The 12,918-nt window shown below is 68.2% G+C and carries 8 protein-coding genes; 5 read left to right on the top strand and 3 right to left on the bottom strand.

Annotation, left to right across the window (positions count from 1 at the left end):
- The first annotated feature begins 4 nt into the window (after window positions 1-4).
- The 5 genes from plsB (at window position 5) to J2X58_RS16205 (ending at window position 9,817) form a co-directional block, all read left to right on the top strand.
- On the top strand, window positions 5-2,617 hold the full coding sequence (gene plsB / locus J2X58_RS16225; protein ID WP_310049403.1) for a glycerol-3-phosphate 1-O-acyltransferase PlsB: 2,613 nt from the start codon (window positions 5-7) through the stop codon (window positions 2,615-2,617).
- Between the two features lie 150 nt (window positions 2,618-2,767).
- Window positions 2,768-5,980 carry a DUF6543 domain-containing protein gene (locus J2X58_RS16220; protein WP_310049401.1) on the top strand — a complete coding sequence of 1,071 codons (3,213 nt, stop codon included), beginning with the start codon at window positions 2,768-2,770 and terminating at the stop codon, window positions 5,978-5,980.
- A gap of 82 nt (window positions 5,981-6,062) precedes the next feature.
- The gene (gene ubiE / locus J2X58_RS16215) at window positions 6,063-6,812 is read left to right on the top strand and encodes a bifunctional demethylmenaquinone methyltransferase/2-methoxy-6-polyprenyl-1,4-benzoquinol methylase UbiE (RefSeq protein ID WP_090057595.1); all 750 of its coding nucleotides are present in this window, start codon (window positions 6,063-6,065) and stop codon (window positions 6,810-6,812) included.
- Between the two features lie 58 nt (window positions 6,813-6,870).
- Window positions 6,871-8,721 (top strand): M1 family metallopeptidase, encoded by a 1,851-nt coding sequence (locus J2X58_RS16210; protein WP_310049398.1) that lies wholly within the window; start codon window positions 6,871-6,873, stop codon window positions 8,719-8,721.
- A 97-nt stretch (window positions 8,722-8,818) separates the two neighbouring features.
- Window positions 8,819-9,817, top strand: a complete 999-nt coding sequence (locus tag J2X58_RS16205) for an alpha/beta fold hydrolase (protein ID WP_310049396.1) — start codon at window positions 8,819-8,821, stop codon at window positions 9,815-9,817.
- A 56-nt stretch (window positions 9,818-9,873) separates the two neighbouring features.
- Here the strand turns inward: J2X58_RS16205 and J2X58_RS16200 are convergent, their stop codons facing one another.
- From J2X58_RS16200 to J2X58_RS16190, 3 genes are all read right to left on the bottom strand, one after another.
- Window positions 9,874-10,641, bottom strand: coding sequence for a YgjP-like metallopeptidase domain-containing protein (locus J2X58_RS16200; protein ID WP_090057602.1), 768 nt, complete (start codon window positions 10,639-10,641; stop codon window positions 9,874-9,876).
- A 73-nt stretch (window positions 10,642-10,714) separates the two neighbouring features.
- Window positions 10,715-11,623 carry a recombination-associated protein RdgC gene (locus J2X58_RS16195; RefSeq protein ID WP_310049392.1) on the bottom strand — a complete coding sequence of 303 codons (909 nt, stop codon included), beginning with the start codon at window positions 11,621-11,623 and terminating at the stop codon, window positions 10,715-10,717.
- 78 nt (window positions 11,624-11,701) lie between these two features.
- Window positions 11,702-12,889, bottom strand: a complete 1,188-nt coding sequence (locus tag J2X58_RS16190) for an amino acid aminotransferase (RefSeq protein ID WP_310049389.1) — start codon at window positions 12,887-12,889, stop codon at window positions 11,702-11,704.
- Window positions 12,890-12,918 lie beyond the last annotated feature (29 nt).

The following is a 12,918-nucleotide window of genomic DNA, read 5'->3' as shown; positions in this document are numbered from 1 at the left end:
TCCGATGCCTGATATCCCGATGAGTGCGGATCCGCACGTCCATGTCGCCCGTTCGCCCTGGTGGTTCAAGCTGCTGGGGCGCATGCTCGAACCCTGGGTGCGTATCAAACGCGATCCCGCGGAGCCCGCCACGCTGCTCGGCAGCGGGGCCGCGGTCTGCTACGCCATCGAACGCGACGGCACGTCCGACGCCCTGATCCTCGAGCGCGCGTGCCGCGAAGCCGGTTTGCCCAGCCCGATGCAGCTGCTCGACCTGCCCGGCCGTCGCCGTCGCTCGGTGTTCTCGTTGAGCCGCCGCCACGGCTGGCTGTTCGGCCGGACGGACGCACGGGGGCCCAGGGAGCCGATCGGCCAGCTCATCCGCGCGCTCGAGGACGATCCGGAGCGCGACATCCAGATCGTGCCCGTTTCGATCTACGTCGGTCGTGCGCCGAACCGCGAAAGCGGCTGGTTCAGCGTGCTGTTCGCCGAGAACTGGCTGGTCGTCGGCCGCTTCCGCCGCATGCTCGCGCTGCTGCTCAACGGCCGCGACACCGTCGTGCACTTCTCCGCGCCAGTGTCCCTGCGCAGCGTGCTCGCCGAATCGGCCGGCATCAGCCCGGAGCGGTTGACGCGCAAGATCGCGCGCGTGCTGCGCACGCACTTCCGCCGCATCCGGGCGGCGGTCATCGGGCCCGATCTTTCGCATCGCCGCACCGTCGTCGACGCCGTGCTGAACACCGAGCCCGTGCGCGACGCCATCGCCGCCACCGCGAGCAAGGAGAACATTCCCCTCGCCAAGGCGGAGCGCCGGGCACGGGATTTCGCGCTCGAGATCTCCGCCGACTACTCGCACCCCGTGGTGCGCTCGTCGTCGTTCCTGCTGTCCAACTTCTGGAACAAGCTCTACGACGGCATCGCGATGCATCACTTCGACAAGGCGCGCGCCGCCGCGCCGGGGCATGAAGTGGTGTACGTGCCCTGCCATCGCAGCCACACCGATTACCTGCTGCTCTCCTACCAGCTGCACCACTCGGGCGTGGTGCCGCCGCACATCGCGGCGGGCGTCAACCTCAATCTGCCGGTGGTCGGTCCGATCCTGCGCCGCGGTGGTGCCTTCTTCCTCCGTCGCAGCTTCAAGGGCAACGCGCTGTACTCGGTGGTGTTCAACGAATACCTCGCCCAGCTCGTCGATCGCGGCGTGCCGCTCGAGTATTTCATCGAGGGCGGCCGCTCGCGCACGGGCCGGCTGCTGGCGCCGCGCGCCGGCATGCTGGTGATGACGCTGCGCGCGTTCCTGCGCGCGCCACGCCGCCCGGTCCTGTTCCAGCCGGTGTACATCGGGTACGAGAAGCTCATGGAAGGCAAGTCGTACATCGGCGAGCTTTCCGGCAAGCCGAAGGAGAAGGAATCGCTGCTCGGCCTGATCCGCGGCCTGAAGGTGCTGCGCCAACGCTACGGCCACGTCACCCTCAACTTCGGCGAGCCGATCCTGCTTACCCCGATGCTCGACGCGGCGGCGCCGGACTGGCGCGAGGCCGGCGCCGATCCCGATACGAAGCCCGAATGGATGAACCGTGTCGTCGACGACCTCGCCGAACGCATCCAGGTGAACATCAATCGCGCCGCCGACGTGAATCCGATCAACCTGCTCGCGCTGGCCCTCCTCGCGACGCCGAAGCACGCGATGGCGGAAAACGATCTGCTCGCGCAGATCGAACTCTCCAAGGCGATGCTGCAGGAACTGCCCTACTCCGACCGCGTCACCATCACGCCGATGAATCCGCAGGGCGTGATCGCCTATGGCGAGCAGATGGGCTGGATCCGTCGCGTGCGCCATCCGCTGGGCGACGTGCTGGTGACGGAGGGCGAGCAGGCCGTCCTGCTTTCGTACTTCCGCAACAACGTGCTGCACCTCAACGCCGCCGCGGCGTGGGTGGCGGCGTGCTTCCTCAACAATCGCCGCATGTCGCGCTCGTCGGTCGTGCGACTCGGCCGCATCATCTACCCCTTCATCCAGGGCGAATTGTTCCTGCCGTGGGACGAGGACGGTTTCGCCGCCCAGGTTCAGGACACCATCGAGTTCTTCGTGCGTCGCGGCATCCTCGAGGCCAGCGCGGAGGGCCGCGTGCTCGAGCGCGGTCCCGGCCAGGACGATGGCGCCTACCAGTTGCGCGTGATCGCGCGCAGCATGCTGCAGGCGTTCGAACGCTATTACATCGCCATCGCCGCGCTGGTGAAGAACGGTCCGCACACCATGACCGCGGGCGAACTCGAAACGGCCTGCACGCTCACCGCGCAGCGCCTCAGCCTGCTCAACGAACTCTCGGCGCCGGAGTTCTTCGACAAGGCCCTCTTCCGCGGCTTCATCCAGAAGCTGCGCGAAGCCAGGGTCGTCTGGACGGACGACGCGGGGAAGCTGGATTTCAGCGAGGCCCTGGAGGAGATGGTCCGCGACGCCCGGGTGATTCTCGCGCGCGAGGTGCGCCATTCGATCCTGAAGATCACGCCGGGTGGCGAGAACGATCGCGACTTCGATGCGCGGCCTCCCGTCGATCCCGACGATGGTTCGGCAGGCCCGTCCCTGCACGACCGCCACGTGGCGAACGAGCGGGAACGCCATCACGGCCAGCACTGACGTCTTCGTGGCGACCCGGCCGATCAGTCGACGCTGACAGGCAGACGAGGGCAAACGATGACTCGCGCGAGGCACCCGCCTCGCGCGTCGTCCCAAGGGCAGTTCCTACACTTTGCGCCGGTTCACCCACGCAAAGGAAAGCTCTTGGACATGCTGCCCCCGCAGGCACCGCCTGCACACATCCAACACGTCTATCAGGAAGCCCAGCAGGCGTACGATCGCATCGTCGGCGTGCAGGCATGGCTCGCCAACGAGCGTGCCGCGTTGCCAGCCACGCCCGAGTCGATCGACGCCGTGCCGCTGAACTCCTTCATCGAGGCACACAGGGCCTATTGGTACGGACCGGCGACCGACGGCGGCACCGCGCGGACGCGTCGCGACGCGTTCGCCGCGCGTATCGCCGACGGTGCGCGCGCCCTCGCCGTCCTGGCCTACGAAGACGGCACGCTCGACGCCGACGCGCGTGATCTCGCGCGTTCCGTCACCATCGCCGGCGGCGCGGCCGAGTCGGTGGTCGTTCGCGAACTGCGGATCGGCGGCACGGGATACGCGGGCGTGCTGCTCGTGCAGGACCTCGCACGCGACAGCCGCGTCCTCGCCTTCTCGACCCAGACGGGCTGGGAACCATTCGACGACCTGGAAGCGGCCTACGCGGCGTTCGAAGCGCGCTTCCGCGCCATGCTCGTGACGTCCAGCGACCTGCCCGGGCTGGCGCGACGGTATGCGGCGGGGATCGCGGAGGGCCGTTTCATCGACTCCCGGCCCATGAGCAGCGATCCTTTCACCGCCGTCGTCAATCGCTTCGTCGGCGTACAGCGCGAGAAGCTGAACCAGGCGTGGTTCGAGGCGAAGCTGGCCGGCGACGCCGACCGCGCCTCGCGCCTGCTCGTCGATGGCGTCACCCACGCCCTGCGCGACGACTACCTCTTCGACGCCACCGCCCTGCTCGCGATCCGCCAGGCCGCGGTCGTCGACGCGGTGAACGAGGCGCGCCTGGCCCGCGTGCCGGCGAACGTCGCCGCCGACTGGCGCGACGCCAGCGAGCACTTCCTGGCGACGCACGATCTGCTCGCCGCCGACGCGGGCAAGCCGCATGCGGCACCGGTCAAGGGCCTCTACGCGTTCACGCACGACGGCCTGCGCACGCGCCTGAAGGCACTGGGCGTCACGCTCGATCCCAGCGACATCCGCATCGACATCGAGAATTACCACAGCCTCCTGCCGCAGTCCGTGCTGGACTTCCTCGCCGGCGGCAAGCCGCCCTCGCTGAGCCTCGTCGACCTCGCCTACCGCAACATCGGCGGCACCGATCCGGTACGGATGAAGGCCATCGGCCCCGACGGCGCGCCGGTGGCGGGACTCGACGACGCGGCGCTGCGCGTGATCGTCAACGACCTCGACGTCCATCGCACGTACCCGGCCTACCTCGATACCGCGCTGCGCAGCGGACCGGACGCCACCGCGCGGCGCGACGCCACCACCTCGTTGCAACTGGCGCAGATGCGCCTGCTCGCCAACGAGGCGCGGCTGTCGTATTTCCTGAGCGACCTGCCGCGCTCGTTCCAGAAGGACCATGCCTACCGCGGCTACCGCTGGGTCGAAGCGGTGCTGGCCAGTCCGTCGGAAGCCGGACGCGCCCGCGTCGAGAACCACGATATTCAGGTCAGCCAGCTCACCTACCAGGGCGTCGCGCTGCGCGACGTGTTCATGGTCGGTGTACGCGATCCGCGCAGCGTGTCCACCATCGTCCTGTACACGCCCGAGGCCCCCGATGGCATCAGCTTCCGCGAGTTCGGCAGCCGCGCCGAGGCCGCGCGACAGTTCCTCTACGCACCGCGGTTCCGCGAGTACCTGCTCGACCGACTCCCGCTCGAGCACGCCGCGGTCCGTCCCAACGGCACGCGCGTCTTCGCCGGCGACCGGCTCGCCAACTGGATCCTCGGCTCCTCCGCATCCGCCGCGGACGTCACCTTCACCGCCGAGCCATTCGACGAGCGCCGTGTCACCGGCGACTTCCTGCACGCGCTCTACGAGACGGACGTCCAGCTCGGCCAGCGCAACGCGCGCACGCTGACCACCAGCACCGACGACGCGAAGCGCCGCTGGACGGAAGAGTACGATCGCCGCGTGCTCGAGAGCCTGGGTCGCGTCGTGCGCGATGTCGTCACGGCCCCGGTGCATGCCGCCTCCGCCGGCTGGCGCCTCTACGACAGCGTCAAGGCTGGCGACACCCGGCAGGCCTTCGTCGACTTCACCGAACTCTACGTCGCCTCGCTCTGGGCCGCGCCCGGCGCGCAGCAGTTCGTGAAGGTCGCCGCGGGCCGGGGCTTCGTCGGCGGTCGCTTCCGCGCCGGTGGCACGCTGGTCGAAGGCCGCGCACCCACGCCGCAGAAGGTCGTCTTCGAATCGCAGTATCGCGCCCCGAACGTCCGCAAGACCGGCCAGGCGAGCAGCGAGGGCGTCTACACGATCGACGGCAAGCAGTACATCGAGCATGACGGCGGCCTCTACGGCGTGCGCTTCGACGCCGACTACGGCACCTGGCGACTCGCCCGTCCGGGCGCCGCCTCCGGCGCATGGGGACCCGCCATCGAGCGCGGCGCAAGCCAGGGCTGGGCGTTCCGGACCGTGGGCCTGCGCGGCGGGTCCGGACGCGGTGCCGGCGTGCGGCCCACCGATCTCTTCGACGACTACGCCGACGAGATCGAACGCGCCTTCCCCGATCCGGTGGAGCGCGAGCGTGTCGCCACGGCGATGCGCGCCGAGCTCACCGAAAACATTCCGGCGATGATCACGCCCGCACAGCGCGCGGCATGGGAGACGGCGGCCCTGCGAGGTGCCGGGCGCGCGATCCAGCGCGACCCGTGGGTGGGTGGGCTGCCGCGATCCGTCGCGATGGACCTGTCGCAACAACCGCTTCCACCCGGCATCCGGCGTGTGCCCGCCCACGAGGTGCCGCCGCAGCTCTGGTTCTACGACGAACTGCCCTTCAAGCGAAGCCGGCTCACCCGGTCGATCCTCGTGGGGAACCAGGGCTATTCCAACAACTCGGGCACCATCCGCACGACTCTGCTGAGGGATGGCTTCCCGGTGGTACGCGCGACCTCGTTCGATCTGAGTGCGCCACATGACCAGATCATCGCCGCGATGGGTCTCCGCGGTCTACCGAGGTCAAAGACGTTCGCCGTGGAATTCAACGCCCGCAGCCTCGCGGAGCGGCCTCCGCACCTCGCGCGTCCGGCGGTCGAAGTCTTCGCGCCAGTCGACGGACCGGCAGGCACGTATTACCTCATGCCCGCCGACGGGGCCACGGAACTTCGCATCTTCAACTTCCATGTCTACAACACGCTGGCTCCGCGTTGACGCTGGCCGCCCGGTCGGCGGCGTCTGACGAGGTGGCGTCGCGGAAGCTGCGAGGGGCACGGGTTCGGGATACCATGGACGCATGGAATCCCAGAAAACCACCCATTTCGGCTTCCGCGACGTTCCCGTGGCCGACAAGCAGAAGCTCGTCGGCCAGGTCTTCACGTCCGTGGCGCGCAACTACGACCTGATGAACGACCTGATGTCGTTCGGCATCCACCGGCTGTGGAAGCGTCATTTCGTGGCCGTCAGCGGCGTTCGCCGCGGTGACCGGGTCCTCGACCTCGCCGGTGGCACCGGCGACATCGCGGCGCTGCTCAAGCCCGTCGTGGGCGACGAGGGCGAGGTGGTCGTCGGCGACATCAATGCCGCGATGCTGGGCGTGGGCCGCGACCGGCTCACCGACCGCGGCCTCGTCGCGGGCCTGCGCTGGGCCCAGATGAACGCCGAAATGCTGCCGTTCCCGGACAACAGCTTCGACGCGGTCACCATCGCCTTCGGCCTGCGCAACGTCACCGACAAGGACAAGGCGCTGGCGGACATGCACCGCATCCTCAAGCCCGGCGGCCGCGCGCTCGTGCTGGAGTTCTCGAAGGTGCAGAGTCCGCTGCTGTCGAAGCTCTACGACGTGCACTCGTTCCGGATCCTGCCGCGCCTCGGCCGCCTGTTCGCCAACGACGCCGACAGCTACCAGTACCTGGCGGAATCGATCCGCAAGCACCCCGATCAGGAAACGCTCAAGGGCATGATGCTCAACGCGGGTTTCGGGCACGTGGAAGTGCGCAACCTCACCAACGGCATCGTGGCGATCCACCGGGCGTACAAGCTCTAGGGAACGGAACGCGGCGCCCGGTGGCATACTCGGGGCTTCCCCCGTACGGAACCCTGCGATGCGCCTGCTTCCCGTCGTTGCCCTGACCATGACGTTTCCCGTCGTGGCCTTCGCCGCCGATCCGCATTCCTATGCCCAGCCCGACGCGGTCCGGGTCACCCATCTCGACCTCGACCTGAAGCTCGACTTCGGCAAGCGTGAGCTCGCGGGCAACGCGACGCTCAAGCTCGACTGGAGGGACGCGAAGGCGAAGGACCTCGTCCTCGACACGCGCGACCTCAAGATCGCCGGCGTCGAAGCCGTCGATGCGACCGGCAAGGCCTCGCCGCTGAAGTTCGCCCTCGCGCCGCGCGACAAGGAGCTCGGTTCGAAGCTGACGATCCAGGCCCCGGCGCATCCCGCCAGCGTCCGCATCACGTATGCCACCGTGCCGGAAGCCTCCGGCCTTCAGTGGCTGACGCCCGACCAGACGGCCGACAAGAAGCAGCCCTTCATGTTCTCGCAGTCCGAGTCGATCCACGCGCGTTCGTGGGTGCCGCTGCAGGACTCGCCGGCGATCCGCTTCACGTACGACGCGCACGTCACCGCGCCGAAGGACGTCCGCGTCGTGATGAGCGCGATCAACGACGCGAAGCATCCGCTCGATGGCGACTTCCGCTTCGACCAGCCGCACCCGATCCCGTCCTACCTGCTCGCCATCGCCGCGGGCGACCTCGCCGTCAAGGAAACCGGTCCGCGCAGCGCGGTGTATGCCGAGCCCAGTGTGGTCGGCAAGGCCGCGCACGAGTTCGAGGACACCGAGAAGCTGATCGAGACCACCGAGAAGCTCTACGGCCCCTACGCCTGGGGCCGTTACGACATCCTCGTGCTGCCGCCGTCCTTCCCGTTCGGCGGCATGGAAAACCCGAACATGACGTTCGCGACGCCGACCGTACTCGTCGGCGACAAGAGCCTCGTGTCGCTGGTCTCGCACGAACTGGCGCACTCCTGGTCGGGCAACCTCGTCACCAGCGCCGCATGGCGCGACATCTGGCTGAACGAAGGTTTCACCACCTACGTGCAGGGGCGCATCACCGAAGCCGTCTACGGCAAGGCGCTCGCCGACGAGGAAAGCCTTCTCTCCGCGCGCGAGCTGCAGAAGACGATCGGCAAGATGCCCGAGAACGTCCAGCGCCTGACGCCCGAGCCGCGCGGCGTGGGTGCCGACGATTCGCTTTCGTCGGTGGCTTACGACAAGGGTTCCTGGTTCCTGCGCACGCTGGAAGCGCGCTTCGGGCGCGAGACCTTCGACACCTACCTGAAGGGGTATTTCGCGCACTTCGCGTTCCAGAGCATCGATACCGACACGATGTTCGCGTACCTGAAGGCCAACCTGCTCGACAAGTACCCGGGCAAGATGAGCGAAGCCGAGGCCCGCGCGTGGATCTGGCAGCCGGACATTCCGAAGGACGCGCCGCTGCCCGAATCGCCGCGCTTCGACGCGATCGACAAGGAGCGCGAGGCGTTCCTCGCCGGCAAGCTCGCCGCGGACAAGCTCGATGCGAAGTCGTGGAACACCCAGGAGTGGATGTACTTCCTCGATCGCCTGCCGGACGCGCCGCCGCTTGCGAAGATGAAGGAGATCGACGCCGCGTGGCATCTCACCGGCACGCCGAACGCCGAGATCGGCATGCGCTGGTACGCGCACGCCATCGCGGCGGGCGACAAGGACGTGTGGACGGCCGCCGCGGAGCACATGACCCGCATCGGCCGCCTGTACCTGACGACGCCCGTCTACCGCGCCTTCGCGCGCACGCCGGAAGGCCTCGCCTTCGCGAAGGCGACGTATGCCAAGGCGAAGTCCGGCTACCACCCGATGACGCAGCAGGCCGTCGAACGCATCCTCGCCGGCACCGCGAAGAAGCCGTGACGCACGATCTTGCGGCCGCGAAGGCGGCCGCAAGGGTTGCATCCTCCTGCGACGCCCCGCATCTTGCGGGGCGTCCACCGTTACGAAGCCCCCATTCATGGCCAAGACCCCCACCCTCGCCTCGTCCGATCGCCGCCCGCTCTGGCAGCGCCTGCTGCTGCGCCGGCTGAAGTTCCTCGTCATCGTGGCGGTCGTGCTGGGCCTGGGCGCGGGCATCGTCTACCTCTTCGCGCCCTCCCTGCTGCTCAAGGCCGACGCGGCCCGGCAGGCGCTGAGCGCGCACATGGAGAAGAAGACGATCGTGGCGGGCGACACCACGTGGTCGTATTACGAAGGCGGCCAGGGGCCGACGATCGTGCTGCTGCACGGCTTCGCCGCCGACAAGACCACCTGGCTCGAAACCGCAAAGGCGCTCGGCGAACATTTCCACATCCTCATTCCCGATCTTCCGGGCTGGGGCGATTCGTCGCGCATCGACACCGGCGACTACGGCATTCCCCAGCAGGCCGCCCGCCTCGAGGCCTTCGCGGCCGCGGTCGGCGCGCAGCGTTTCCTGCTGGTCGGCCATTCGATGGGCGGTGCGATCGCTGGCGTCTACGCGCAGCAGCATCCCGAGCGCGTGGCGAGTCTCGTGCTGATGAGCTCGCTCGGCCTCACGTTCAAGGACAACGACTTCACCCGCGACGTGAAGTCGGGCAAGAATCCGTTCCTTCTCGAGGATCGCGCCGATCTGGAAGCCCTGCTCGCGCGCATTTTCCTCAAGCCGCCGCAATTCCCCGGTCGCATCGAGGATGCGCTGGTCGCACGCAACCGTAAGGACCACGCCTTCATCGAGCGCACGTTCGTCGAACTGAAGCAGCCGGCGCAGGCGTTCGCGCTCGACCCGGTCATCGGCAAGCTGCAGATGCCCGTGCTCGGCCTGTGGTGCCGCGAGGACAAGATCATCGACGTGTCCGCGCTGGACACGCTGCGCGAAGGCCTGAAGAGCTCGCCGTCGATCGGCGCCACGGTGCTGAACGGCTGCAACCACATGCCGATGCTCGAGAAGCCGGAAGACACCGCGCGCGTCCTGACGGGTTTCGCGCTGGCGCATTGACGCCGTCGCAAGCGCCCTGATCGCCGATACGACCGGCGCCCGCCGGCGGGCGAAGCTCAGTCCGCCACGTCGGCGATCAGACGATCGAGCTGCATCTTCAGCCCGCTGCCGTTCGCGCGCAGCCACGTGCGCTGTTCCTTGTAATCGGGAAACACGGCTTCCACCCAGTGCCAGAACTTCGCCGAGTGGTTGCGCACCTTCAGGTGACACAGCTCGTGCACGAGTACGTAGCGCAGCGCCGCGGGCGGGGCGAGCGCGAGGGCGAGATCGAGGTTGATCCTGTCGCGCGTGTCCAGGCTTCCCCACAAGCTCTTCAGCGGCCGGATGCGCAGGGCGGTCGGCGCCGCGTTGATCTGCGGGATGTAGGCGGGCAGCCAGCGCGAGACGTCGCGCCGGATCTGCGCCTCGAAATGCGTCGCGAGCAGCCCCCGGGCGACGAGCAACGCGCGGGTGTGCGGGCGCGGAATGCTGAGGGTGAGCAGGCCCGGCTCGTGCTCCACGCGCGGATAAGGGCCCTCGGCCCAATCGAGGGTGACGTCCTCGCCGCGGAATGGGAACGTGGTGGGGACTCCCACGCGCAGCGGCGGCAGGGGCTCGGCATCGAGGTTGAACTCGCCGAGCTTCTGCTCGAGCCAGTCGGCATGGTGGCGCAGGAACGCGGTCATCTGCGCCACGTGCGTGCCGTTGGGATAGGTGAGACGGGCGCCCTTCGGCGTCACCGTCAGCCGCAGGCGGCGCGCACGGGGGTGCGCCGCCTTAAGTACACGGATCGTGGCGCCCGTGGGGGTCGCCAGTTCCAGCCAGTCGCCTTCGTCCGATGCCATGAGCCGAGTCTCGTTGCGATCCCGACGAACATCCCACCAACTCATATCAGACACTGCGACTGGCGGGCCGGGATCATTCCGGGCGAGGCAGCGTGAACCATTCGGCGAGCTTGCCGAGCAGGCGTTCGTATTCGAGCGCCATCAGGGCGAAGTTCGCGTCCATTTCCGCCGCGGCCGATTCGGGGCTGTCCGCCTGTTCGTCGAGCACGACGTCCGTGAACTTGATTTTACGCAGGATCAGGTCCTCGCCCAGCACGAACGATATGCGGTCGTCGAACACCAGACCCAACTGGAACACCTGCTTGCCGGTTCGGAGGTGCTCCCGAATCTCATCGGTGTCGAGATCCTGGCGGCGGCAGCGTGCGATGGCGCCCGAGGCCGTCGCCGGGTCGCGGAGTTCGCATTCGTCGCCGAGGACCAGGCCGGCCGGCAGCTCGCCCGAGGCGACCCAGTGGGTCATGAGGATGCGCGGGGACTCTTCCGGCGCCAGCGGGGCGGCCGGGAAGCTGCCCAGGGCTTCGCGGATCTGGCTCAGCGTATTCTCAGCCGACTTGCGACTGGAGGTATCCAGCACGAGCCAGCCGTTCTTCTTGTCCGCGTAGGCCTTCATGCGCGAGCTGCGCACGAAGGCGCGCGGCAGGAGCTCGTTCATGACGTCGTCCTTGAGCTTCTTGCGCTCGCGGCCGCCGACCTTGCGTCCCTCTTCCTCGACGATCTTCTCGATGCGATTGGCCAGCTCGTCGTTCACGACGGCCGACGGCAGGAGCTTATCCTCGCTGCCCACCGTGACCATCGTGTTGCGGCCGACCGTATGCGTGAGCGCTTCCTCGTTGCGGCCGAGCGGCGAGACGAAACCGCGCGTCGAGAGCTCCATCGGACCGACGGGACGCAGACGGTGTTCCGGCAGCGCCTCGTCGAGACGGTCGAGATCGGCGGCGACGGGTTCGGAAAAACGGAAAAGCGTCAGGTTGCGAAAGAACATGTATCGACAAATCTCTTGCGAAGGGGTGGCCATGACGGACGCGCCTGCGTCCGCCGGCGAAACACGATGGGTGCGAGGTCAGACCACGCGGGCGATGGCGTCGGCCACGCGCTCGATGTTGCCACCGTTGAGCGCGGCGACGCAGATGCGGCCCGTGCCGACGGCGTAGATGCCGAACTCGCTGCGCAGGCGCTCGACCTGGGCGACGGAGAGTCCCGAATACGAGAACATGCCGCGCTGTCGCTCGATGAAACCGAAATCGCCGGCCTTCGCCAGGCGCTGCGTCAGTTCGCTGCGCATGCGACGGATGCGCTCGCGCATCTCGCCCAGTTCGGCTTCCCACGTCGCGCGCAGGTCGTCGTGGTTGAGCACGGCGGCCACCACGGCCGCGCCATGCGTCGGCGGATTGGAGTAGTTCGTGCGGATGACGCGCTTGACCTGCGACTGCACGCGCGTGGCTTCGTCGTGCGAACCCGTGACGATCGACAGCGCGCCGACGCGTTCGCCGTACAGCGAGAACGACTTCGAGAACGAGCTGGCGACGAAGAACGGCAGACCCGCGTCGGCGAACTGGCGCACCGCGGTGGCGTCCGCCTCGATGCCATCACCGAAGCCCTGGTAGGCGATGTCGAGGAACGGCACGAGGTCGTGCTCGCGCACCGTCTCGATCACGCGCTTCCAGTCGTCGGTGCCGAGGTCCACGCCCGTGGGGTTGTGGCAGCACGCGTGCAGCACGACGACGGCGCCCTTCGGCAGCTTCGCGAGGTCGGCGAGCATGCCGTCCACGTCGACGCCGTGCGTGGTGGCGTCGTAGTAGCGGTATTCCACGACCTCGAAGCCCGCGTTCTCGAACAGTGCGCGGTGGTTCTCCCAGCTCGGATTGCTGATCGCGACCGGCACGTTCGGATTCAGGCGCTTGAGGAAATCGGCGCCGACCTTCAGCGCGCCCGTGCCACCGAGGGCCTGCGCGGTGACCACGCGGCGATCGGCGAGCAGCGCGGAATCCGCGCCGAAGAGCAGCTTCTGCACCGCGGTGTCGTAGAGGGCGATGCCGTCGATCGGCAGGTAACCGCGCGGCAGCTGCGCCTCGAGGCGCGCCTTCTCGGCTTCGCGCACGGCGCGCAGGAGCGGCACGTGGCCGTTCTCGTCGTAGTACACGCCGACGCCGAGGTTCACCTTGTCGGCGCGCGTATCGGCGCCGAAGGCTTCGTTGAGGCCGAGGATCGGATCGCGCGGCGCGAGTTCGACGGAAGAGAACAGGGTCATGATCGGAGGGCCTTGTAGACGTTAGGGGA

This window comes from Luteibacter sp. 3190, assembly GCF_031456385.1.
In the GTDB taxonomy this organism is placed as follows: domain Bacteria; phylum Pseudomonadota; class Gammaproteobacteria; order Xanthomonadales; family Rhodanobacteraceae; genus Luteibacter.
The sequence above is the reverse complement of the archived record's forward strand: the minus strand, read 5'-3'. Positions and strand labels throughout refer to the sequence as shown.